Source organism: Duganella sp. BJB1802, from assembly GCF_013369445.1.
Classification (GTDB): Bacteria; Pseudomonadota; Gammaproteobacteria; order Burkholderiales; family Burkholderiaceae_D; genus Rugamonas; species Rugamonas vulcania_A.
Map to the genome: position 1 here is coordinate 1 of NZ_JABWEF010000006.1, position 23,532 is coordinate 23,532.

Below are 23,532 nucleotides of genomic sequence, written 5' to 3' on the forward strand. Positions count from 1 at the left end.
AGCGCGGCGGCGAGGCCGGGCAGCTTGTCGACAGCGCGCTGAAGGAAAGTCGTTTTAGCGAGAGCGAGATCAACGGTCTTGGTTACATGGTGCTGGGCAAACGCAAACAGCCCGAGCTGGCGGCGCTGGTCATGAAATTCAACGCCGACACCTTCCCGGCATCGGCCAACGCGCATGACAGCTACGGCGAACTGCTGCTCGAATTGAAGCAGCCCTTGCAGGCAAAGGCGCAGTTCGAGCAGGCGGTCGCACTGGGGACGGCCGGCGGCAAGAGTCCGCAGGCCATGGCGGGCTTCCGGGCGAACCTGGCGAAAGCCGTGCAGGCGCTGGCACAGTGAAATCCAAAGGGAACCGCATGAACATACCGTTTCAACTTACCAGCCTTGCGCTGCTTGGCCTGCTGCAGTCGTCCATCGCCTTGGCTGCGGCGCCCGACGCCGTCCGCACCGGCAAGCTCGACGCCGACGCGCCGCTGCTGAGCGGGCATGGAACCCAGCTGACCGGCGCCCTGGACTGGAGCGTGCGGCGCGAGGCAGGCATGACCGTGCTCGATGCGCCCGAGCTCGACGCCGCCCTGGCGCTGATCGAGGTGGATGCGCCCAATGCCGCCGCCGCGCTCAAAGCGGCCTGGTCGCGCTTCCGGCCCGGGGTGAAACGCGTGGCCGCAAGCCTGACGCGCGAGCCGGCCCGCGAAGGCTGGGACGAGCGCGTCGCGGCCGGTTATGAGCTGCCCGCCAACGAACGCAGGGTCGCCAACGCGGTCGCGCTGCGCAGCGGCGGCAAATGGACCGTGGTCGCGCTCGACGGCGGCGTGGCGACCGTGCAAAAGCGCGGTGCCGCGCTGGAGATGATGCGGGGCAGCGTGCACCCGCCGGGCTACAAGCCGGAGTCCTTCGCCGGACGCCAGCCGCATCCGCTGGACGCCGCCCGCATCGCGCGCCTGCGCGCCTTCGTCGCCGACGGCATCCGGCAGTTGCGCATTCCCGGCGCGGCGCTGGCCTTGCTCGATCATGGCCAGGTCGTCTACGAGGGCGGCGTCGGCGTGCGCCGGCACGGGCGGCCGGAACCGGTGGATGCCGACACGCTGTTCATGGCCGCGTCCAACACGAAGGGCATGACGACGTTGCTGCTGGCCTCGCTCGCGGACGAGGGCAAGCTGCGCTGGGAACAGTCCGTCACCGAGCTCTACCCAAGCTTCAGGCTGGGCGACGCGGACACCACCGCCAGGGTGCGCTTCAAGCATCTGGTGTGCGCCTGCACCGGCCTGCCGCAGCAGAATCTGGAGATGATGTTCGAGTTTGGCCAGGCCAGCCCGGCCTCGTCGATCGGCCTGCTGGCCAACATGAAGCCGACCAGCAATTTCGGCGAACTGTACCAGTACAGCAACCTGATGGCGTCGGCGGCCGGCTACATCGGCGGCGCGCTGGCGCACCCCGGCATGGAGCTGGGCGCGGCCTACGACCGGGCGATGCAGGAGCGGATCTTTACACCGCTCGGCATGCGCGGCACCACCTTCGACATGGCCAGGGCGACCGGTGGCAACCACGCCAGTCCGCACACCATCGATTACAGCAACCAGCTGCGCGTCACCGGCACCGAGATGGACGGCAGCATCGTTCCGCACAGGCCCGCCGGCGGCGCATGGACCTCGGCGCACGACTTCATCCGCTACGTCCAGCTGGAGGCCAACCAGGGCCGGCTGGAGGACGGCCGGCAGCTGGTGTCGAGCGCCAACCTGCTGGCGCGTCGCGCTCCCCAGGTGGCCGCCGGCGACGACACCAGCTACGGCATGGGACTCGAAGTGATGAAGGTGAACGGCGTGCAGGTGATCGACCACGGCGGCAGCCTGCCCGGATTCAAGAGCAATTTCTACCTGCTGCCGGAGGCCGGTGTCGGCGCCGTGCTGATGCTCAACGCCGACGAGGGCTATGCGCTGCTGCCGGTCTTCCAGCGCTACCTGCTCGAAGTGCTATATGACGGCAAGCCGGAAGCGCTGGAAGACCTGCGGCTGGCTGCGGCGGCCAGCCGGTCCGGCCACGCGGCGGGCCGCGCGCGCTACACGGTGCCGGCCGCGCCCGCGGTGGCGTCCAGGCTGGCGAGCCGCTACCACAGCGATGAACTGGGTGAGCTGGTGGTGAGCCGGCGTGGCAAGCAGACCTTTGTCGACGCCGGGGAGTGGAAGACCGCGGTCGCCACGCATGCGAACGCGGATGGCACGGTGTCGCTGCTGACGATTACGCCGGGCCTGGACTTCTTCGAGCTGGTCGTCGGGAGCAAGGACAGCAAACGCACGCTGACCCTGCACGACGGCCAGCGCGAGTACCTGTTCACCGAGATGTGAGGTGGATATCCGCGCCTATCAGGTCGCGGGGCCGACGTCCATGCCGTCGTAGGATTCGAGCTGGTGTTCTTCGGCGAACTTGTAGAACTCCTGGTTGCGCGCGTGCAGCGTGTCGGCCGTGTGCTTCTCGACTTTTTCAACGTGCAGCCACCACAGCGCCGGCGTTTCCGCTTCCGGCTTGGAGTCGTAGATGCCGACCACCTGATAGCCCTTGGCCTTCAACTGGGCCGAGGCGCCTTCGAGTTTGCTCTTGGTCGGGTCGGCGAAAAAATAGCCCCACAACAGCGGCTTGGCACTATCCCACGGCGCGTTCTGCTTCATGTCGGCAAACAGCTCGACCATGTCTTCTTTGGTGATCATCTACTTATTCCTTCTTGCGGTGATAGAACGACACGCCCACTATCAGGCCTTGCTGCTCAAGCTCGTTCAGGGGGCCGTGATCGACGAATTTCTTAAGCTGCGTCAGCGCGCGCCGGTAATTCGACAGGCGCTGCAGCCAGCGGATGTCCTGCTCGCTCATGATTTGCCCCTGACGCTAACGTTGTTGGGCGTATTTTACCGCAGCGGCGGTGGCGGGTCAGGCGCGGGAGAAGGTGACGGTGACCTTGAGGCCCTGGCCGCCGCTGGCGTCGTCCAGCGCGATGGCGGCGCCGTGCAGCGTGGCGATGTCGCGCACGATGGCCAGGCCCAGGCCGGCGCCGCCGGGGTTGCGCTCCAGCGTGGCGGCGGCGCGGTAGAAGGGCGCGAACACCCGTTCGCGCTCTGCGGGCGCGATGCCCTGGCCGCTGTCCTCCACCTCCAGCACCACGCCGCTCATGTAGGGCAGCACCCGCAGCGTCACCGTGCCGCCCTGCGGCGTGTAGCGCAAGGCGTTGTCCACCAGGTTGGCGATCATCTCGTGCAGCAGCAGGGCCTGTCCCCGCACCACGCATTCGCTGTCGGCCTCCAGCGCCAGGTCGATCTGCTTGGCCACCGCCGCCATCGCCATCTCCAGCCCGACCTGGCGCGCGACGTCGCGCAGCGAGACCGGCTCCGATTGGGCCGCCGCGCCGTCGGCGTCGCCGCCATGTTCGATGCGCGCCAGCGTGAGCAGGCGGTTGGCCAGGTTGACGGTCGAATCGGTGGTGGCGGCGATGCTGTGGACGATCTCGCGCAGCGCGGCACGCGTGGCCTGCGGATCGGCGCCGGGCCGGTCGCATTCGCGCAGCGCCAGTTCGGCCTGGGTCTTCAACACCGTCAGCGGTGTGCGCAGCTGGTGCGAGGCGTCGGCGATGAAGCGGCGCTGGCTGCTGATCAGGATGTGCAGGCGCGAACGGGAGCTGTTCATCGCCGCCACCAGCGGCCGCACCTCCTTGTGCACCAGCGTCGGATCGACGTCGGACGGATCATTGAGGCTGCGCGTCTCCACCGCGATCTTCAACCGCATCAGCGGTTGCAGCACCAGCCGCACGGCGAACCACACCAGCAGCGCCACCGCCAGCAGCAGCAAGGCTTGCCAGGCCAGCGTGTCGAACAGGATCTGGTTGGACAGGCCGCGCCGCGCCTCCAGCGTCTCGCCCACCTGGATCAGCGCGATGCCGCGCATCGAGCTGTCGTACACCGGCTGCAGCAGCGCGGCGATCCGCACCGGCTGGCCGTTGTAGTTGGCGTGATAAAAGCGCACCAGCGCCGGATAGGCCTCCGAGCGCGGCACGTTGGCCGGCACCGGCGGCAGGTCGGCGTAGCCGGACACGGTCTCGCCGTTGATGCCGGTGACCTTGTAGTAGATGCGGCCCAGCGTATCGGTCTCGAAGCTGTCCAGCGCCACGTAGGGCACGTCCGCCACCACCTTGCCGTCGACGATGGAGACGCGCTCCGCCAGCGCGCGCGTGGAGGCCAGCAGCGAGCGGTCGTAGGCGACATCGGCGGCGTCCAGCGCGTTGTGGTAGACCGACAGGGTGTTCAACGCCACCAGCACCAGCAAGGGCCCCAGCAACCAGCGCAGCAGCTGGCCGCGCAGGCTGCCGAGCGGCGCGCTTGGCCCGAAGCGGCGCGCCAGCCTGGCCAGCAATGGCATGCGGAGGCCGGCCCCGGTCAACGTCAGCCGCCCTTGGCGCCGCCGGCCGGCGCGGGGATGGGCGCGGGCCGTGGTTGCAGCAGGTAGCCGATGCCGCGCAGCGTGGTGATGACGGCGGCATCCGGCGCGGCGATGTCGAGCTTCTTGCGCACGCGATGGATATACAGCTCGATCGCATCGATGTTGGCGTCGTCCGCCAGCGCGAACACTTCGTCGAACAGCTTCTCCTTCGAGACCGCGCGGCCGGAGCGCGTGATCAGCGTCTCCAGCACCGCGTGTTCGCGCGGCGTCAGCGCCAGCGGAACGCCGGCGTAGGTGAACATGCGCGTGACGGTGTCGAAACTGAGCGCGCCGCAGCTGTGCACCAGCGACTCGTTGCCGACACTGCGGCGCAGCAGCGCTTTCACGCGCGCCTCCAGCTCGGCCAGTTCGAAGGGTTTGGCCAGGTAGTCGTCCGCGCCCAGGTTCAGGCCCTGCACGCGGTCTTCCAGTCCGCCGCGCGCGGTCAGTATCAGCACGGGAGTCTGGCCGCGCGGGCCGCCGCGCGCGCGCAGGCGCTTGAGCACTTCCAGGCCGTCCATGCGCGGCAAGGTCAGGTCGAGGATCACCAGCGCGTAATCCTGCGTGTGCAGCAGGGCGTCGGCGTCGGCGCCGTTGTCCGCGCATTCCACCGTCAGGTTGGCGTCGCGCAGGGCTTTGGACAGCCAATGCGACAACTCGGTGTGGTCTTCAACTAACAGAATACGCATAAATTCTTGCCAACCATATGAAATAAGTTCAGTGTAAGGCCAGAATCATGGGCGCAGCCGCCTCAAAAGGGAAGTCCCCGCCTGATTTGTGGTGCATGGACGACAGGAATCCTCGCCGAAGTAGCAGTGAAAGGTAATTGAAAGGAAGTGACTCCTATAGTGGCAGCCTGATTGCACCGATCAGGCGTCACAAATAACTATATCCCTCTGGAGACATACATGAAGAAAACCTCGTTGACCCTCGCTATCATGGCATTGGCGGCAGCCGCTGGCGGCGCCGCCCACGCCCAATCGAACGTGCAGGTCTACGGCTTGCTGGACGTTGGCATGGAATCGGCCAATAACAAATCGGCAACCGGCGGCAGCCAGACCAGCGTGATCTCGGGCGGCATGAATACTTCGCGTTGGGGCCTGCGTGGCAGCGAAGACCTGGGCGGCGGCCTGAAAGCCATCTTCAACCTGGAAGGCGGCATCCTGATGGACACCGGCGCGCAGGACGGCGTGCTGTTCAAGCGCCAGGCCACCGTCGGCCTGGAAGGCGCTTTTGGCCGCGTGGTCATCGGCCGTTCGTTCAGCAGCGTGTACGACACCGTGATCGCCTACGATCCAATGGGCTTCGCACCTTACTACTCGTGGGCCACTTCGGGTCCCGCGACCGGTCCTAGCAAATACGGCTTCACCACCGCCTACGATAACCTGATCAAGTACTCCGGCACCGTCGGCGACTTCAAGTTCGGCGCCAACTACGCCGCCGGCGAGCAGACCACCGGCGCGCAGGACAGCGCCAAATACGGCTTCACCGGCGCCTACAACCTGGGCGCCGTGAACCTGATGGCGACCTGGGAGCGCAACAACGGCAACACCGTTCCAGCCACCGGCAACCGTGACAAGAACACCGTCTGGCACCTGGGCGCGAACTATGAGAACGGTCCGCTGAAACTGTGGGGCGTGGTGCGCGACTACAAACTGGTCGCCGGCAAGGCGCTGACCGCCGACGTCGACGCCACCACCACCTGGGCCGGTATCGCATACAAGACCAACGAGGTGACCACGCTGACCGGCGCTGTCTATCACGTCAACGTCAAGAACGTCGCCGCCGGCAAGGACGCCGATCCAACCATGTACGTGCTGCGCTATCGCTACGCACTGTCCAAGCGCACCGACGTGCATGTGTCGGCCGCCTACGCCAAGGCCAAGAATGGCCAGTTGACCGGCCTGTCGCGCGACGACGCCGGCTTCGGCACCAGCCAGCACGGCCTGGTCGTCGGCATGCAGCACCGCTTCTAAGCCGAGGAAAAGAGCGCGGCGTTTTTCACGAAAAATGCCGCGTTCTGAAAGCGCTTTGAAAGCTTCACCGTTCTAAGATACCTACCAAGATGACTAAAGTTTTGCTGGCTTTGATTGCCGCGCTCTTGCTAAGCGCTGCAGCGCAAGCGGCAGGCCTGGAGTGCATCGTGCCGTCCAAGCCGGGCGGCGCGATGGACCTCACCTGCAAGCTGGCGCAAAAGGGTTTGCAGGGCTTGAGCGGCACGCCGAAGCCGCCGCCGTCGGATATGCACATCAGCTATCTGCCGGGCGGAATCGGCGCGGTGGCCTGGCACTCGCTGGTGTCGCAGCGGCGCGCGGAGCCGAACACGCTGGTGGCTTTTTCGGGCGGCTCGCTGCTCAATCTGGCGCAGGGCAAGTTCGGCAAGGCCACGTCGTCCGATGTACGCTGGGTGGCGGCGCTGGGCGCCGACTACGGCATGATCGCGGTGCGCGCCGATTCGCCCTACAAGACCTTGGGGCAGCTGGTGACGGCGCTGAAGGATCATCCGGAGAAGGTGCTGATCGGCGTGTCCGGCACCATCGGCAGCCAGGACTGGCTGAAGATGGCGATGGTGGTCAAGGCCGCCGGCGTCGATCCGAAGGTGCTGCGCTTCGTGGCGCTGGAGGGCGGCGGAGAGGCCTTCGCCGCGATGCACGCCAACCTGGTGCAGGTGGTGTCCGGCGACGCCAGCGAGGCGACGCTGTACGCGGCCGGCGGCAATACCAGGGTGCTGGCGATCCTGGCGGAGCACCGCCTGCCGGGCGTGTTGGCGAATGTGCCGACGGCGCGCGAGCAGGGCATCGATGTGGTGTGGCCCATCATCCGGGGTCTGTGGATGGGGCCACAAGTGTCGGATGCGGATTATCGGCACTGGGTCGCGAGTTTCGACCGGGTGCTGGCCAGTCCGCAGTTCGCGCAAATGCGCGCGGCGTCGGGTCTGTTCCCGTTTGGGCTGACCGGCGATGCGCTGGCAGCATATGTAAAAAAGGCCGTGGACGATTACGGCAGGCGCGCCGCCGAACTCGGTCTGGTGCGCTGAACACCAATACCTATAAAACGACGGAGACAAAAAAAATGATGTTGAAAACGACTTTGGCCGCTGCATGCGCCACCCTGTTTGCAAGCGCCGCTTTCGCACAGGTGCCGGCCGGCTATCCCGCCGACTACCAGAAGATCATCGACGGCGCCAAGAAAGAGGGCAAGCTGGTGATCTACGGCGCCACGGACAGCAAGGCCACCCAGCCGCTGATCAAGGATTTCAACGCGCTCTACCCCGGCATCACCGTCGAATACAACGACATGAACTCCACCGAGGTGTACAACCGCTTCATCTCCGAAGTGGCGGCCGGCGGCAACACCGCCGACGGCCTGTGGTCCTCCGCGATGGACCTGCAGATGCGCCTGGCCTCCGACGGCTACGCGCTCAAATACAAATCGGTCGAGACGTCCAAGATCCCCGGCTGGGCGGTGTGGGACGACCAGGCCTACGGCACCACCTTCGAGCCGGCCGCCATCGTCTACAACAAGCGCCTGATGGACGCCAAGGAAGTGCCGCAGACGCACGCCGATTTCGCCAAGCTCATTACGCAGCCCAAATTCAAGGACAAGGTCACCACCTACGACATCGAGAAATCCGGCGTCGGCTTCATGTTCATGACCCAGGACGCGCGCGAGAATCCGAAGTTCCTGGATCTGGAAAACGCCTTCGGCATGGCCAAGGTGCGCGTGCAGTCGTCCACCGGCACCATGATGGAGCGTATCTCGTCGGGCGAGAACCTGATCGGCTACAACGTGCTGGGCTCCTACGCGCTGGTGCGCGCCAAGACCGATCCGTCGATCGGCGTGGTGCTGCCGAAGGATTACACGCTGGTGCTGTCGCGCGTCTTCTTCATCAACAAGGCCGCCAAGAACGTCAACGCCGCCAAGCTGTGGCTGGACTACATGCTGTCGCACCGCGGCCAGACCATCATCGCCAACGACTCCAAGCTGTTCGCGATCCGCGCCGACGTCACCGGCGAGACCACGTCGGCGGACCTGATCAAGCAGATCGGCAAGGACAACATCAAGCCGGTGCCGGTTCATCCTATCGTGCTGCAATTCCTGGGACCGGCCAAACGCATGGCCTTCCTCAAGCAGTGGAAAGAAACCGCAGGTAAGAAGTAAGCAACGTCTCACCCGCCGTAAAACCCGCCCGCCGACCAGCGGGCCGGGTGCCCGCACGCGTACGTACAAAACGGAATTCCTATGCAAACTCTGACTCTCTCCGGCTCCGGCCGGCGCGGCATCAACTGGACGCGCGGCGTGGTGGTGACGCTGGCCGCCACCGCCATCTTCCTGCCGCTGCTGCTGATCTTCTACCAAAGCTTTTTGAACGCGCCGTTCTTCATGCCCGCCAAGGAACTGGGGCTGGACGCGTACCGCTTCATCTTCGAGGATCCCGATTTCTCGGTGGCCTTCAAGAACGCCTTCCTGCTGGCCGCCGGTCTGACCGCCATCGCCGTGCCGCTGGGCGGCATGCTGGCCTTCCTGATGATACGCACCGACCTGCCGGGCCGCGGCTTCATCGCGCCGATGCTGCTGGTGCCGATCTTCGTCTCGCCGATGGTGATGGGCTTCGGCTACGTGGTCTCGATGGGCCCCGTGGGCTTCTACTCGCTGTGGGCCAAGGACATCCTCGGCTTCATCCCGTGGAACATCTACTCCTTCACCAGCATCGTGGTGATCGCCGGCCTGACGCACGTGCCGCACGTCTACCTGTACGCCTCGTCCGCGCTGAAAAGCCTGGGCTCCGACGTCGAGGAGGCGGCCCGCGTGACCGGCGCCTCGCCGCTGCAGGTGATGTTCAACGTCTCGCTGCCGATGATCACCCCGGCGCTGGCGTATGCGGCGGTGCTGGTGTTCTTCCTCGGCTTCGAGGTGTTCGGCCTGGTGCTGGTGCTGGGCGATCCGGAGGGCCACCTGGTGCTGGCGACCTATCTGTACAAGCTGACCAACAAACTGGGCACGCCGTCCTACCACCTGATGGCCGCCGTCGCCGTCTGCCTGGTGATGGTGACGATGCCGCTGGTGATGATCCAGCGCTGGCTGCTCAAGTCGGCCAACAAGTTCGTGTCGATCAAGGGCAAGGGCGCGCGTTCGAAGTCCATGCCGCTCGGTAAATGGAAATGGCTGGCCTTCGCGCTGATCTTCGGCTGGCTGATGTTCACCATCATCATGCCGATGTCGGGCATCGTGCTGCGCTCCTTCGTGCAGTACTGGGGCGAGGGCGTCAACCTGCGCGACGTGCTGACGCTGCAGCACTTCCGCGAAATCATGGAGCAGCCGGCGCTGATGCGCGGCATCCTCAACACCGTGTTGATCGGCGTGATCGGCGGCGCCTTCGCGGTGATCTGCTACTGCGCCATCGCGCTGGCCATGCACCGCAAGCCGGACGGCGTGACCCGCTTCCTGGACTACAGCGTGCTGGTGCCGCGCGCCGTGCCCGGCCTGCTGGCCGGCCTGTCCTTCCTGTGGGTGTTCCTGTTCGTCCCGAGCTGGCTCGATGGCATGTTGAAGGGCATGGACAACGGCGTGGCGCTGTGGCTGAGCGAGAACGCGATACCGCTGCTGCGCTCCGTGCGCTCGACCATCTTCGCCCTGTGGCTGGCGTATTCGGTGGTGTGGCTGGCCTACGGCATGCGCCTGATCTCGACCGCGCTGCTGCAGGTGGGCCCGGAGCTGGAGGAGGCGGCGCGCGCGGTCGGCGCATCGCGCGGCCAGGTGACGCGCGACGTCACCATCCCGCTGGTCAAATACGGCCTGCTGGGCGCGTGGCTGATGGTGTTCCTGATCTTCGAGCGTGAGTATTCGACCGGCGTGTACCTGCTCTCGCCGGGCACCGAGGTGATAGGCGCGATGCTGGTGTCGCTGTGGGCCACCGGTTCCACCGACCTGGTGGCGGCGCTATCGTTCATCAATATTTCGCTGGTGGCCATCGGCCTGGGCGTGGCCCTGCGCTTTGGCGTGAAGTTACACAACTGAGTGCATAACTGATAAAAATTATGAAACGAGACCTCATCATGAATGAACTGACCGTCAACGACCTGCACCTGGACTACGGCACCGGCGCCCACGCCAACCAGATTCTGAAGGGCGTGTCCATGCACCTGCAAAAAGGCGAAGTGGTGGCGCTGCTGGGGCCTTCGGGCAGCGGCAAGACCACGCTGCTGCGCGCCGTGGCGGGACTGGAAAGCCCGAAGCGGGGCACCATCTCCATCGGCGACCGCAATGTGTTCGACGGCGCGAAAAACTTCGAGATGGCGGCCGAGCACCGCAACCTGGGGCTGGTGTTCCAGTCCTACGCGCTGTGGCCGCACAAGACGGTGTTCGACAACGTCGCCTATGGCCTCAAGCTGCGCAAGATGGGCGCCACCGAAATCAAGGACAAAGTCGCCGACGTGCTGAAGAACCTGGGCCTGGGCCACCTGGCCGAGCGCTTCCCGCACCAGCTGTCGGGCGGCCAGCAGCAGCGCGTGGCGATCGCCCGTGCGCTGGTGTACAACCCGCCGGTGATCCTGCTGGACGAGCCGCTGTCCAACCTGGACGCCAAGCTGCGCGAGGAGGCGCGCGCCTTCCTGCGCGAGCTGATCGTGCGACTGGGCCTGTCGGCGCTGATGGTCACGCACGACCAGGCCGAGGCGATGGCGATCTCGGACCGCATCCTGCTGCTCAACAACGGCAAGATCGAGCAGCAAGGCACGCCGCAAAGCATGTACGAAACGCCGGACACGCTGTTCACCGCCGAATTCATGGGCAGTAACAACCGCCTGCCGGCCAAGGTGGTGCAGCGCGACGGCGCCAACGTGACGCTGTCTGTGGGCTCCACGCCGCTGCGTGGCACCGCGCGCGGCGCCGGCGGCGGCGAGCCGTCGACCATCATCCGCGTGGAGGAAGTGAAGATCAGCGCGACGCCGGTGGAGAACGCGATCGAGCTGCCGCTGCTGACCTGCATGTACCTGGGCGACCGCTTCGAGTGCCTGTTCAAGAGCGAGGACGGACCGGAGATGAGTTTGCGCGCCTACTCCAAGTACAAGCTGGAAGCAGGCAGGTACTGGCTGCAGATGCCGGCCGATAAACTCTGGGTGTTCTGACGGTTTAAAAAAAAGCCCCCATCGGCACTGGTGCCTATGGGGGCTTTTTTTATTTGCGCGAGCTTAGAAGCTGTAACGTACGCCAGCCGAGAACATGTCGGCCTTGATGTTGGCCGAACCGTCTTTGGCGACCTTGCCGAAGTTTTCGTATTCAGCTACGAAGCTTACTTGCTTGTTCAGCACGAACGCTGCGCCAACGCTGATGTACGGGGTGGTGCGGTTGTCGGTGCCCGAGTCGGTGAAACGGCCGTAGGTGGCGGTCAGTTTTTCGTGGGCGGCTGCGATACCCAGTTTGCCGAACAACGAGAACTGTTCGTTCAGTGGCAGGGTGCCGGTGGCTGCGACGTAGAACGCCGACGGCTTCGAGCTGATCGATGCGCCGTTGCCGGAAACCGTCACTTCGCGCAGGTCTGCATAGCCGATTTCGGCGCCGAAGTTTTTGTTGTAGTTGAAACCGCCTACCAGCTTGTATGCGGTAGCGCTTTCCTTGAACGAAGCCGAACCGACGTCCGCTTTTTGTTCTGCGCGGCCGATGTTGCCGCCGACGTAGTAGCCTTCAGCCTGAACTGCCAGTGGAGCTGCCAGGGCGGCGATCATTGCGAATACGGTGATTTGTTTCATTATTTTTGTTCCTGAAGTGGCTAAAATGCGAAGCGGAACAAGCGGCATGTACCGGCTGTTTCGTTTCGCGGGAGCAACATTATACAGTTTGATACTAAATCCTGCAAGTTGCCCCTGGCATGCGGGCTGGAAGCCGTATTTTCGCTTCCTATCGTCCCCGCTTACTTCTGCTAAAAAAAGTGATCTTTGGAGAGAATCCACCCTGTCAATTGCACAAAAGTTGGGAGAAATAGATAAAATTGTTGCTCTAAGTCTATTTGTTTGCGCTGGGTGCAAGAACTGTCGTTTATAATTTGAAAAGTACGTCGGCTGGCATTTCTGCGGCATGTGAGCATGAGGTCGTACCTTTTTTCAATCTCAAAGCTCTGGATTATTTGATAACATGCGTACGAACGGTGTCAGTTTTTCTATTTCCCGCCACGCGGCGTGGGCGCCGGGACTGTCCGGCCCCGAAGCCTGGGAACGCTGGGCGCAGACGCCGTTTGCGATCCAGGCGGGCGCGGAGCCGGGCGTCCAGGCGATGCCGGCGATGCTGCGCCGCCGCGCCGGATTTCTCGGTAAGATGGCGCTGGAAGTGGCATACCAATGTCTCGACGGCCGCACCGATATCCCCACGATCTTCTGCTCTCGCCACGGCGAGGTCGCGCGTTCGCTGGAGTTGTTGAGCGATCTGGCGCGCGGCGAGCCGTTGTCGCCGACGGCGTTCAGCATGTCGGTGCATAACGCCATCGCCGGGCTGCTGAGCATCGCCCGCGGCGACCGCGCCAATCAACTGGCGCTGGCCGCCGGCGCCGCCACCATCGAGCATGCCGTCATCGAGGCCTGCGGCCTGATGGCGGACGGCGCGTCCCAGGTGCTGCTGGTGGCCTGCGATTGCCCCTTGCCGGAGTTGTTTGCGCCGTTCCAGGATTGCGAAGAACAGCCGTATGCGTGGGCGTGGCTGCTGACGCCAGCGGCGGACGACGCGATATCGCTGAACTGGACCGCGAGCGCCGAGCCGCCGTCGGCCGGCATGCCGGGCGGCCTGGAAGTGGCGCGCTTCCAGCTGCGCGGTGCACGGGCGCTGGAGCGCTGCGACGGGCGCCTGCGCTGGAGCTGGAGCCGCGATGCGTGACGGGCTGCCGGCCACGCTGTCGCGGTACTGGCGCGTGTTCGCCACGGGATTGAGTTTTCTGGTGTTCGGCGTTGGCGGCTTGCTGTTGCGGGTGCTGGTGTTCCCGGCGCTGAACGTGGTGGTGCGCCAGCCGGAGCGGCGCGTGACGGCGGCGCGCACGGTGATACGGCGGGCCTTTCGCAGCTATGTGGATTTGATGCGCGCGCTGGGCGTGCTGCGTTACGATATACGCGGCGTGGAGAAGCTGGACCGTGGCGGCCTGCTGATACTGGCCAACCATCCGACGTTGATCGACACCGTGTTCCTGATGGCCTTCGTGAAGAACGCCGATTGCATCGTCAAGGGAGCGCTGTGGAACAATCCGTTCACGCGCGGACCTGTGCGCGCGGCGGGCTACATCAACAACGAGGGCGGGGCGGAACTGGTGGACGATTGCATCGCCTCTCTGCGGCGCGGCAATAACCTGATCGTGTTCCCGGAAGGGACGCGCACGCCGGCCAACGGCGTGATCAGCATGAAGCGCGGCGCGGCCAACATCGCGGTGCGCGGCGCGCGCGACATGACGCCGGTGCTGATCCGCTGCGAGCCGGCCACGCTGGGCAAGGGCGACAAGTGGTGGCGCGTGCCGCCGCGCCGCGTGTCGATCAGCATCGAGGTCCAGGACGACCTGGAAGTGGCGGCATTCACCGAGGGGGCGGCCAGCGATGTGATGGCGGCGCGCCAGTTGACTGAATTTTTACAGAACTATTTTACCGGGAAGTGCCAAAACCATGCTTGAACTGGAAGTGAAAGAACTGATCATCGATGTGCTGCAGCTGGAGGACATCACGCCCGCCGATATCGATAGCGCGGCGCCGCTGTTCGTCGAAGGCCTCGGCCTGGATTCGATCGACGCGCTGGAACTGGGCGTCGCCTTGCAGAAGAAGTACGGGATTTCGCTGTCCGCCGATTCGGAGGACACCCGGCGCCATTTCGCCTCGGTGCAGGCGCTGGCGGCGATGATCGATAGCCATAGAAAGAAATAAGGGAGCTGCACATGATTGATTTGAACGACATGAGCAAAGACCAGTTGCAGATCTGGGTGGTCGATCTGCTGGCCGAGATGTTTGAACTCGACAAGGCCGACCTGAGCGCCGGCTCGAACCTGTACTCGGACCTGGACATCGACAGCATCGACGCGGTCGACCTGGCGGTGAAGCTCAAGCAGCTGACCGGCAAGCGCTTGCAGCCGGAAGTGTTCAAGACCATCCGCACCATCGGCGACGTGGTCGACGCGCTGGCGGGCATGACGGAGCAGGCGGCGTAAGTACGATGCCGATGACTGTCCTGACGGTGGCGGTGACGCTGCTGTATCCATTGGCGATCTGGTTCGGGCATGGACAGGTGGAGCCGCGCTGGCTGGCCGGCCTGCTGTTGCTGGCCGTGGCCACGCGCCTGCCCGCGCTCAGGTTGAGCGGCGTCGCGCGCTGGTCGACGGCGGGCGCGCTGGTGCTGATGGCGTGCGCGGTCTGGAGCAATCTGCTGCTGCCTTTGAAGCTGTATCCGGTGCTGGTCAATGCGGCGCTGCTGGCGGGCTTCGGCTACAGCCTGGCGACGCCGATGTCGGCGGTCGAGCGCATGGCGCGCCTGCGCGGCGATGACTTCCCGCCGGTGGCGCAAGCCTATATGCGCAAGGTGACGCAGGTGTGGTGCGGTTTTTTTGTCGTCAACGGCCTGATCGCCTTCGCCACCGCGCTGTGGATGTCGGAGGCCGTGTGGTCGCTGTACACCGGCGTGATCTCGTACGGGTTGATGGCGTTGCTGTTCGGCGGCGAGTATCTGGTGCGCCTGCGTTTCAAGCGTCTGCATCATGTCTGACCGGATCGAAAATCTGTACGCGGCCATCGCGGCGCGGCCCGCCGGCGGCTTGGCCGGCTGGCGCGCCGGCGCGGCCATCGACAACGCGCATTGGCTGGCGCGCGCGCACGCATGGCATGCGCTGCTGCGCGGCCAGCAGGGCAGCGATTTCGCGCTGTACCTCGACGACAGCCTGGAATTCAGCGCGGCCCTGCTGGGCGCCTGGCATGCCGGCAAAACCGTCTGGCTGAGCGCCGATACGCTGGAGGCCAGTTGCGCCGCCCTGCGCCCATCGGTGGACGGCTTCCTCGGCCAGTTCCCCGCGGAGCTGCGGCCGATGCAGCCCGCCGAAACGGACGAGGTATCCACGGCGCTGCGGATGGGCGGCGCCTTGTCCGCCGACTTGCCGGCGCTGGTCGTGTTCACGTCCGGCAGCACCGGCGCGGCGCAAGCCATTCCTAAAAAATTGTCGCAGCTGGCGAGCGAAGTCGAAACGCTCGATGTGCTGTTCGGCGCCACCGCCGGCGACGCCGCCGTGCTGGCGACCGTCTCGCACCAGCACATCTACGGCCTGTTGTTCAAGGTCCTGTGGCCGCTCAGTACCGGCCGCGCGATCCATGCGCTGAGCATCACCTATCCCGAGGAACTGGCGGCAGGCATGGCCGCCGGCCCGTGCGTGCTGGTGGCCAGTCCGGCGCACCTGAAGCGGTTGCCGGAGCACCTGGACTGGCGCGGCGCGGCCGGCATGTTGCGGACGGTGTTTTCGTCCGGCGGCCCGCTGGCGGCGGAAACGGCGCTGGCCGCGGGACGCTTGCTGGGCAGCGTGCCGGTGGAAGTCTATGGCAGCTCGGAGACGGGCGGCGTGGCCTGGCGCCAGCGCAGCGGCATCACCGACGACGCCTGGCGGCCTTTCCCCACCGTGGCATGGCGCCTCGGCGCGGCGGACGACACGCTGGAGGTGCGCTCGCCGCACCTGGCCGACGACAACTGGCTGGCGCTGGCCGACCGCGCCGCGCGCGTCGGCGAGCAGCGCTTCCTGCTGCTGGGCCGCAGCGACCGCATCGTCAAGATCGAGGAAAAGCGCATCTCGCTGAGCGCGATGGAAGCGGCGCTGCTGGCGTGCGGCATGGCCGCCGAGGTCCGCATCGTCCTGTGCGAACCGGGCGCCGGCGAACGCCAGCGGCTGGCCGCGTTCATCGTGCCGACGCCGGCGGGCCGCGCGCAGCTGGACGCCGAAGGCAAGCCAGCATTCAACGCGCGCCTGCGCGCCGTGCTGGCGGCGGTGGTGGACGCGGTCGCGCTGCCGCGCCGCTGGCGCTACCTGGACCAGATGCCGGTCAACGCACAGGGCAAGACCACGCTGGCCGCCTTGCTGGCGCTGCTCGACGGCGACGAGGGCGCGGCCGCCCGCCGCCCACGCCTGCCGCAGGTGCGCGAACTGGAACGCGAGCCGCTGCGCGTGCTGCTGGAAGTGAGCGCGCCGGCCGACCTGCTGTATTTCGACGGCCACTTCGACGTCGCGCCCATCCTGCCGGGCGTGGTGCAGGTCGACTGGGCGATCCATTACGGCCGCCGGTATTTCAGTTTGCCTTTGCAGTTCAAGGGCATCAACGCGCTCAAGTTCCAGCAGGTGATACAGCCGGAGACCCCGGTGCGACTGGAGCTGCTGCACGATGTGGCCAAGGGCTGCCTGCAGTTCCGCTACCTGTCCGAGGCGGGCCAGCATGCCAGCGGCCGCGTCATGCTGGGAGACGCGGATGCGTGATTTCAAACCTTGCATCGTGGTGCCGGTCTATAACCACGAACACGCGATCGGCGCGGTGGTGGCCGGACTGCTGCGCCACGGCGCGCCGTGCATCCTGGTCGACGACGGCAGCAGCGCCGCCTGCGCCGCCGTGCTGGACGCGCTGGCGCGGCAGCATGCAGGCACGGTCTCGCTGGTGCGGCTGGCGCAGAACCAGGGCAAGGGTGTCGCTGTGTTGAGCGGCTTCCGCCGCGCGGCGGAACTGGGCTACACCCATGTGCTGCAGATCGACGCCGACGGCCAGCACGAAACCGCCGACGTGCCGAAGTTCCTGGCGCAAGCCGTCGCCTGTCCGGACGCCATTATCGCCGGCCATCCGGTCTACGACGAATCGGTGCCGAAGGCGCGCCTGTACGGCCGCTACGCCACCCACATCTGGGTGTGGATTAATACGCTGTCGTTCGACATCAAGGATTCGATGTGCGGCTTCCGCGTCTATCCGGTGGCGCCGGTCAATGCGCTGGCGGCGCGCAGTGCCATCGGCGCGCGCATGAACTTCGACACCGACATCCTGGTGCGGCTGTTCTGGGACGGCCTGCAAGTGGTGAACCTGCCGACCCGCGTCAGCTATCCGTCGGACGGCGTATCGCACTTCCGCGTCTGGAGCGACAACGTGCGGATCTCGTGGATGCATACGAAGCTGTTCTTCGGCATGCTGCCACGTATTCCCCGCCTGCTGGCGCGTAAAAGGCAGGTCCGATGACCGCGCGCAGCCTGCACTGGGCCTCCATCAACGAGATCAGTTTCGTCGGCGGCATGCGCCTGTTGTTCTGGATCGCCCGTGTGTTCGGCCGCTGGCCGTTCCGCGTGGTGCTGTATCCGGTGCTGGGCTGGTATGTGTTGAGCAAGCCGCGGCCGCGCCGTGCTTCGCAGGCGTATCTGCGCCGCGTGGCCGGCTACACGTCGACCGCCATGCCGGGCGTGCTGCGCCACTTCGCCGCCTTCGGCGAGAGTATCCTCGACAAGATGCTGCTGTGGGGCGGCTTGTTCAAGCTCGATACGGTGGACCTGCACGGCAGCGAATTGATCACCGACGCGGCGGCGGCCGGGCGGGGCGGCCTGCTGATCTGCGCCCACCTGGGCAACCTGGAGCTGTGCCGCGTGCTGTCGCGCCAGCGCCGCGACATCAAGATGACGGTGCTGGTGCACACCAAGCACGCGCAGGCCTTCAACGACATGCTCGCCCGTCTCAATCCGGAGAGCCAGCTGAATCTGATGCAGGTGACGGAGATGTCGCCGGCCACCGCCATCCTGCTGTCCGAGCGCGTGGCGCGCGGCGAGTTCGTGGTCATCGCCGGCGACCGTGTGCCGGTGTCGCACAATCCGCGCGTGGCGCTGGCCGATTTCATGGGCGCGCCGGCGCCGTTCCCGGTCGGCCCCTATGTGCTGGCCAATATCCTGCAATGCCCGGTGTTCCTGTTGTTCTCCATCCGCGACGGCCAGCGCCCGGCGCTGTATTTCGAGGCCTTCCGCGACGTCATACGCATTCCGCGCCAGGGCCGCGAAGCCGCGTTCCAGCAACTGGCGAACGATTACGCGCGGCGCCTGGAGCATTACTGCCTGCGCGCGCCGCTGCAGTGGTTTAATTTTTACGATTTCTGGCACTTACCCCAATTGGAACGATCCGATGCACCTCGCTGACATAGCCCAACTCCGCACCGCGCCGCGCGCCGTACGCTTCGACCAGAGCCGCCTGACGATCGAGGACATCGTCGACATCGCGCAAGGCCGCGCCGTCGCCGAATTGTCGGATGATCCAGCCTTCCGCGCCGCCATCGCGCGCGGCGCCGACTTCCTCGACCGCCTGCTGCGCGAGGACGGCACCGTCTACGGCGTCACCACCGGCTACGGCGACTCCTGCACGGTGGTGGTGCCGCCGGAGCTGGTGGCCGAGCTGCCTCATCATCTGTACACCTACCACGGCGTCGGCCTGGGCGAGTACTTCACGCCGGCGCAGACGCGGGCGATCCTGGCATCGCGCCTGGCGTCGCTGAGCAAGGGCTATTCCGGCGTCAGCGTTGAGCTGCTGCTGCAGATCACGCGCCTGCTCGACGCCGGCCTGCTGCCGCTGATTCCATCCGAGGGTTCGGTCGGCGCCAGCGGCGACCTCACGCCGCTGTCCTACCTGGCGGCGGTGCTGTGCGGCGAGCGCGAAGTGTGGCGCGACGGTGTGCAGGTGCCGGCCGCGCAGGCCTTGCAGGAAGCCGGCATCGCGCCGCTGCGCCTGCGGCCGAAGGAGGGGCTGGCGATCATGAACGGCACCGCCGTCATGACCGCGCTGGCCTGCATGGCCTACGACCGCGCCGAATACCTGGTCCGGCTGACCACCCGCATCACGGCGATGGCCTCGTTCGCGATGGACGGCAACGCCCACCACTTCGACGAGGTGCTGTTCTCTGTCAAGCCGCACGGCGGCATGCAGCAGGTGGCGGCGTGGCTGCGCAGCGACCTGCCGACCGACCAGTGGGAACGCAACGGCAAGCGCCTGCAGGACCGCTATTCGATCCGCTGCGCGCCGCACGTGATCGGCGTGCTGGCCGATGCGCTGCCGTTCTTCCGTTCGTCGATCGAGAATGAACTCAATAGCGCCAACGACAATCCGCTGATCGACGCCGACAATGAACGTGTGCTGCACGGCGGCCACTTCTACGGCGGCCATATCGCCTTCGCCATGGACGGCATGAAGAACGCGGTCGCCAACCTGGCCGACCTGCTGGACCGCCAGATGGCGCTGCTGGTCGACAGCCGCTACAACCACGGCCTGCCGGCCAACCTGTCCGGCGCCACCGGCGCGCGCGCGCCGATCAACCACGGCCTGAAGGCCTTGCAGATCAGCGCCTCGGCGTGGACGGCGGAAGCGCTCAAGCTGACCATGCCGGCTTCGGTGTTCTCGCGTTCCACCGAGTGCCACAACCAGGACAAGGTCAGCATGGGCACCATCGCCGCGCGCGACTGCCTGCGCGTGCTGGAGCTGACGGAGCAGGTGGTGGCGGCATTGCTGATCACCGTGCGCCAGGGCGTGTGGCTGCGTTGCCAGGTCAGCCCGGAATTGCAACCGCAGGCCGCGCTGGCGGCGATGCAGGAAACGCTGGGCTCCGACATCAAGCCGGTGGAGGAAGACCGTCGCTTGGAGCCGGACTTGCGCCTGCTGCTGGAACGTATCCGCGCCAAGGCATGGGATTTGTATGCGCCGAACTAACAAGGAAAGCCGCTGGTTCGCGGAGATCGAGATGCAGGTGCAGTTCTTCGACCTGGATCCGATGGAGATCGTCTGGCACGGCCGCTACGTCAAGTACCTGGAGGTGGTGCGCTGCGCGCTGCTGGACAAGATCGGCTACAACTACCCGCAGATGAAGGAGTCCGGCTACGCCTGGCCGGTGATCGACATGCAGCTGCGCTACATCGGTTCGGCCACCTTCGGCCAGACCCTCAAGCTGCGCGCCGACATCGTCGAGTGGGAGAACCGCCTGAAGATCGACTACCTGATCACCGACGCCGCCACCGGCAAGCGCCTGAACCGCGCCAGCACCACCATGGTCGCCGTCGATATCGCCACCAAGGAGATGTGCTTCGTGTCGCCTCCTGTGCTGTTTGAAAAATTGGGGATAGAACCAGTATGAAGCCGATGAAAACAATCTTGCTGGCGACCGCGCTGGCCGCGCTGGGGCAGGTCCATGCCGCCGTACCGGTGGCGAAGATCCAGTCCATGCTGGCCAAGCCGCCCGTGATGTGCGGCCACTTCGACCAGAGCAAGCAGCTGGCCGGCATGAAGAAACCGTTGGCCGCCAACGGCCGCTTCTGCGTGGTCGCCGGCAAGGGCGTGTTGTGGCGCACCTTGCAGCCTTTCCCCAGCACGCTGCGCCTGACGCGCGACGAGATCGTCAACTACCAGGGCGACCGCGTGGCGATGCGCCTGGACGCCAAGACCGAGCCGACGGTCCGCATGATCAACAACGTGCTGTTCTCGCTGCTGTCCGGCGACCTGGCACAGTTGGAGACGCTGTTCGAGGTGGACGGCACGGTTGACGCCAGCAGCTGGAACGTGGTGCTCAAGCCGCGCCAGCCGGCGCTGGAGAAGGCCATCGGCACCATCAAGCTCGATGGCGGCGCGTACGTGAAGACCATCGTCATGGGCGACGCCGGCGGCGATCGCACCACCATCGTGTTCTCCGCGATCCAGTCCGGCGACGCCGCGATGAGCAAGGAAGAGGCGGCGCTGTTTTGAATCGTACCCGCCAATTCGCGCTGCTGTGGGCCTTTGCTGTCTGCCTGCTGCTGGGGCATAACGCCTATCTGTGGCTGGTGCAGCGCATCGTGCCGGACACCGACATCATGGCGCTGCTGCCGGTGCAGGAGCGCGATCCGTTGCTCCAGCAGTCGTTCAGCCACATGGTCGACGCGGCGCAGCAGCGCGTGGTGGTGCTGGTCGGCGCGGCCGACTGGCAGGACGCCAAGCGAGCGGCCGACGCCTACAGCGCGGTGCTCGCGTCCCGCAAGGATATCTTCGAGGCGACGCCGATCGGCGAGCAAACGCAGAGCGACTGGCTGTCGCTGTTCCAACGCCATCGCCTGGTGCTGCTGACGGCGCAGCAGGAAGCGCAACTGCGCACGCAGCCGGCGCAGTTCTGGCTTGAGGCGGCGCTCGGCAAACTGTATAGCCCATTCGGCGGCCCCAATGTTGGCTCGTGGCGCGACGATCCCTTCGGCCTGTTCGCCGGCTGGTTGCAGGAGCGTGCGCAGGAAACGCCGGTGCGTCCGCGCGACGGCCATCTGTTCGTCGCAGATGCCAAGCGCCAGTACGTGCTGCTGCCGTTGACGCTGAAGGTGCCCGCGCTGTCGATGACGGCGCAGGAAACCGTACTGCCCTTGCTGAAGCAGGCCGGCGACGCCGCCCGCAAGGCGACCCCGCAAGTTGAATTGATACAGGCCGGCGTGATCCTGCACGCGGCCAACGCCAGCGCCCAGGCCAGCGGCGAGGTGTCCACCATCGGCATCGGCTCGCTGCTGGGCATCGTGCTGCTGATGTGGTTCGCCTTCCATTCGTTCAAGCCGATTTCGCTGATCCTGCTGTCGATCGGCATCGGCTGTCTTGGCGCGCTGTCGGTGTGCTGGCTGCTGTTCGGCCGCGTGCACCTGATGACATTGGTGTTCGGCGCTAGCCTGATCGGCGTGGCGCAGGACTACGGCATCTACTTTCTGTGCAACCGCCTCGCGGCGGACGAGAAGCTGGCATCGCCGGCCTTGCTGAAACGCCTGCTGCCCGGCCTGGGCCTGACCCTGCTGGCGGCGGTGATCGGCTATATGGGACTGGCGCTGACGCCGTTCCCCGGTCTGCGCCAGATGGCGGTGTTCTCCGCGCTCGGCCTGGTGTTCGCCTGGCTGACGGTGGTGTGCTGGTTCCCGGCGCTGATCGGCGGCCGCACGCTGAAGAGCGGGGCGCTGGTGCGCGGCTATGGCGCGGCCCTGCAGCGCTGGCCGCTGCTGCGCATGAACCGCGCCACGCTGCTGGCCGCCGTGGCGTTCGCGCTGGCGGCGGGTTATGGCGTCAGCCGCCTTGGCGCCAACGACGATATCCGCCTGCTGCAAAATCCGCCCAAGCATTTGATCGCCGACCAGCTCAAATTGAGCAAGCTGCTGGACGCGCCGACGCCGGTGCAGTACTTCCTGGTGCGCGGCGACTCCGTCGAGACGGTGCTGCAGCGCGAAGAGGCGTTGAAGGCGCGGTTGGACCTGATGGCTGCAGCGGGGCGCATCGGCGGCTACCAGGCGATGTCCAACTGGGTGCCGTCCGCGCGCACCCAGGCCGCGCGCCGCCAACTGATCGAGGACAAGCTGTTGGCCGCCGGCGGCCCGCTGCACGCCGTCGCCGCGCAGACCGGCGAGGACGCGCAGTGGATCGCCGCCACCGCCGCCGGCCTGCGTACCGCTGCGGCGCCGCTGACGCTGGACGATTTCCTGAAAGCCCCGGCCAGCGAGCCATGGCGCCATCTGTGGCTGGGCGAAGTAAAAGGCGTCTACGCCAGCATCGTCGCCTTGCGCGGCCTGTCCGGCGCCGCTGTGCCGCAGGTGCGGCTGGCCGCCGATGGATTGCAGGGCGTGCAGTGGGTCGACAAGGTGGCCGAGATTTCGTCGGTGCTGGGCCGCTATCGCGAGTATATGAGCTGGGTGGTGCTTGGCGCTTATGCCGTGGTGTTCGCGCTGCTGTTCCCGCGCTACCGGCGCCGGACCTGGCGCGTGCTGGCGCCGACCGCGCTGGCCAGCATCGCCACGCTGGCCTTGCTCGGCTTCGCGTCGCAGAACCTCCAGCTGTTCCACGTGCTGGCGCTGATGCTGCTGCTGGGCGTCGGCGTCGATTACGGCATCTTCATGCAGGAGCATCCCGACCGGCGCGACCGCACGCCGTGGCTGGCGGTCGGCATGTCGGCGGCGAATACGATTTTGTCCTTCGGTTTGCTGGGACTCAGTTCCACTCCGGCGTTGCAGGCGTTCGGCCTGACGATGCTGCTGGGGACAGCGCTGGTCTGGTTGATCGTCCCTTGTTTTGGCTCCACTAAAGAAAGCTCCAATGACTGA

At 65.9% G+C, this 23,532-nt stretch carries 23 protein-coding genes and 1 pseudogene; 19 read left to right on the forward strand and 5 right to left on the reverse strand.

Going from position 1 to position 23,532, the window contains the following annotated elements; all coding sequences use genetic code 11:
- Both HUX88_RS11180 and HUX88_RS11185 read left to right on the forward strand, forming a co-directional pair.
- A pseudogene (locus tag HUX88_RS11180) lies at positions 1-338 on the forward strand (alpha/beta hydrolase); the annotation flags it as partial.
- Between the two features lie 17 nt (positions 339-355).
- Positions 356-2,341, forward strand: coding sequence for a serine hydrolase (locus HUX88_RS11185; RefSeq protein ID WP_229219294.1), 1,986 nt, complete (start codon positions 356-358; stop codon positions 2,339-2,341).
- An 18-nt stretch (positions 2,342-2,359) separates the two neighbouring features.
- On the opposite strand, the gene HUX88_RS11190 is transcribed toward HUX88_RS11185, so the two are convergent.
- From HUX88_RS11190 to HUX88_RS11205, 4 genes are read right to left on the reverse strand one after another with little or no spacing between them, the layout of a single operon-like run.
- Positions 2,360-2,701, reverse strand: coding sequence for a ribonuclease E inhibitor RraB (locus HUX88_RS11190; protein ID WP_176361838.1), 342 nt, complete (start codon positions 2,699-2,701; stop codon positions 2,360-2,362).
- 4 nt (positions 2,702-2,705) lie between these two features.
- Positions 2,706-2,861, reverse strand: a complete 156-nt coding sequence (locus HUX88_RS11195; protein ID WP_217916299.1) for a hypothetical protein — start codon at positions 2,859-2,861, stop codon at positions 2,706-2,708.
- A gap of 57 nt (positions 2,862-2,918) precedes the next feature.
- Positions 2,919-4,397: a sensor histidine kinase gene (locus tag HUX88_RS11200; protein WP_176361839.1), complete on the reverse strand. Its 1,479-nt coding sequence runs from the start codon at positions 4,395-4,397 to the stop codon at positions 2,919-2,921.
- A gap of 23 nt (positions 4,398-4,420) precedes the next feature.
- A complete protein-coding gene (locus HUX88_RS11205) occupies positions 4,421-5,146 on the reverse strand; it encodes a response regulator (protein WP_117014955.1) in 726 nt (241 codons plus the stop codon).
- Between the two features lie 219 nt (positions 5,147-5,365).
- Here HUX88_RS11205 and HUX88_RS11210 point away from each other — a divergent pair, with 219 nt between their 5' ends.
- The 5 genes from HUX88_RS11210 to HUX88_RS11230 all read left to right on the forward strand — a co-directional run bounded on the left by HUX88_RS11210 (position 5,366) and on the right by HUX88_RS11230 (position 11,584).
- The gene (locus HUX88_RS11210) at positions 5,366-6,433 is read left to right on the forward strand and encodes a porin (RefSeq protein ID WP_117014956.1); all 1,068 of its coding nucleotides are present in this window, start codon (positions 5,366-5,368) and stop codon (positions 6,431-6,433) included.
- Between the two features lie 89 nt (positions 6,434-6,522).
- On the forward strand, positions 6,523-7,494 hold the full coding sequence (locus HUX88_RS11215) for a tripartite tricarboxylate transporter substrate binding protein (RefSeq protein ID WP_117014957.1): 972 nt from the start codon (positions 6,523-6,525) through the stop codon (positions 7,492-7,494).
- 35 nt (positions 7,495-7,529) lie between these two features.
- Positions 7,530-8,618: an ABC transporter substrate-binding protein gene (locus HUX88_RS11220; protein ID WP_117014958.1), complete on the forward strand. Its 1,089-nt coding sequence runs from the start codon at positions 7,530-7,532 to the stop codon at positions 8,616-8,618.
- 81 nt (positions 8,619-8,699) lie between these two features.
- Complete coding sequence (locus HUX88_RS11225; RefSeq protein WP_176361840.1) at positions 8,700-10,475, forward strand: iron ABC transporter permease; 1,776 nt, start codon at positions 8,700-8,702, stop codon at positions 10,473-10,475.
- A 38-nt stretch (positions 10,476-10,513) separates the two neighbouring features.
- Positions 10,514-11,584 (forward strand): ABC transporter ATP-binding protein, encoded by a 1,071-nt coding sequence (locus tag HUX88_RS11230; RefSeq protein ID WP_176361841.1) that lies wholly within the window; start codon positions 10,514-10,516, stop codon positions 11,582-11,584.
- Between the two features lie 63 nt (positions 11,585-11,647).
- On the opposite strand, the gene HUX88_RS11235 is transcribed toward HUX88_RS11230, so the two are convergent.
- The gene (locus tag HUX88_RS11235; RefSeq protein WP_176361842.1) at positions 11,648-12,205 is read right to left on the reverse strand and encodes an outer membrane beta-barrel protein; all 558 of its coding nucleotides are present in this window, start codon (positions 12,203-12,205) and stop codon (positions 11,648-11,650) included.
- A gap of 382 nt (positions 12,206-12,587) precedes the next feature.
- On the opposite strand from HUX88_RS11235, the gene HUX88_RS11240 reads away from it, so the two are divergent.
- Genes HUX88_RS11240 through HUX88_RS11295 form a run of 12 tightly spaced genes read left to right on the forward strand, consistent with a single transcriptional unit; the run spans position 12,588 to position 23,532 of the window.
- The gene (locus tag HUX88_RS11240; RefSeq protein WP_176361843.1) at positions 12,588-13,319 is read left to right on the forward strand and encodes a beta-ketoacyl synthase chain length factor; all 732 of its coding nucleotides are present in this window, start codon (positions 12,588-12,590) and stop codon (positions 13,317-13,319) included.
- On the forward strand, positions 13,312-14,097 hold the full coding sequence (locus tag HUX88_RS11245; protein WP_176361844.1) for a 1-acyl-sn-glycerol-3-phosphate acyltransferase: 786 nt from the start codon (positions 13,312-13,314) through the stop codon (positions 14,095-14,097). The genes HUX88_RS11240 and HUX88_RS11245 overlap by 8 nt, the downstream gene beginning before the upstream one ends.
- Positions 14,090-14,344: a phosphopantetheine-binding protein gene (locus HUX88_RS11250; RefSeq protein WP_043481206.1), complete on the forward strand. Its 255-nt coding sequence runs from the start codon at positions 14,090-14,092 to the stop codon at positions 14,342-14,344. Before HUX88_RS11245 ends, HUX88_RS11250 begins: the two co-directional genes overlap by 8 nt.
- Positions 14,345-14,355: 11 nt before the next feature.
- Positions 14,356-14,625, forward strand: a complete 270-nt coding sequence (locus HUX88_RS11255; protein ID WP_229213384.1) for an acyl carrier protein — start codon at positions 14,356-14,358, stop codon at positions 14,623-14,625.
- A gap of 5 nt (positions 14,626-14,630) precedes the next feature.
- Positions 14,631-15,176 (forward strand): hypothetical protein, encoded by a 546-nt coding sequence (locus tag HUX88_RS11260; protein ID WP_176361845.1) that lies wholly within the window; start codon positions 14,631-14,633, stop codon positions 15,174-15,176.
- Positions 15,169-16,920, forward strand: a complete 1,752-nt coding sequence (locus HUX88_RS11265; RefSeq protein ID WP_176361846.1) for an AMP-binding protein — start codon at positions 15,169-15,171, stop codon at positions 16,918-16,920. Before HUX88_RS11260 ends, HUX88_RS11265 begins: the two co-directional genes overlap by 8 nt.
- The gene (locus tag HUX88_RS11270) at positions 16,913-17,662 is read left to right on the forward strand and encodes a glycosyltransferase family 2 protein (RefSeq protein ID WP_176361847.1); all 750 of its coding nucleotides are present in this window, start codon (positions 16,913-16,915) and stop codon (positions 17,660-17,662) included. Before HUX88_RS11265 ends, HUX88_RS11270 begins: the two co-directional genes overlap by 8 nt.
- On the forward strand, positions 17,659-18,600 hold the full coding sequence (locus HUX88_RS11275; RefSeq protein WP_176361848.1) for an acyltransferase: 942 nt from the start codon (positions 17,659-17,661) through the stop codon (positions 18,598-18,600). Before HUX88_RS11270 ends, HUX88_RS11275 begins: the two co-directional genes overlap by 4 nt.
- On the forward strand, positions 18,587-20,158 hold the full coding sequence (hutH, locus tag HUX88_RS11280) for a histidine ammonia-lyase (RefSeq protein WP_176361849.1): 1,572 nt from the start codon (positions 18,587-18,589) through the stop codon (positions 20,156-20,158). Before HUX88_RS11275 ends, hutH begins: the two co-directional genes overlap by 14 nt.
- Positions 20,145-20,579, forward strand: a complete 435-nt coding sequence (locus HUX88_RS11285; RefSeq protein WP_176361850.1) for a thioesterase family protein — start codon at positions 20,145-20,147, stop codon at positions 20,577-20,579. Before hutH ends, HUX88_RS11285 begins: the two co-directional genes overlap by 14 nt.
- Positions 20,576-21,184, forward strand: coding sequence for an outer membrane lipoprotein carrier protein LolA (locus HUX88_RS11290; RefSeq protein WP_176361851.1), 609 nt, complete (start codon positions 20,576-20,578; stop codon positions 21,182-21,184). The genes HUX88_RS11285 and HUX88_RS11290 overlap by 4 nt, the downstream gene beginning before the upstream one ends.
- Positions 21,181-23,532 (forward strand): MMPL family transporter, encoded by a 2,352-nt coding sequence (locus tag HUX88_RS11295; protein ID WP_176361852.1) that lies wholly within the window; start codon positions 21,181-21,183, stop codon positions 23,530-23,532. The genes HUX88_RS11290 and HUX88_RS11295 overlap by 4 nt, the downstream gene beginning before the upstream one ends.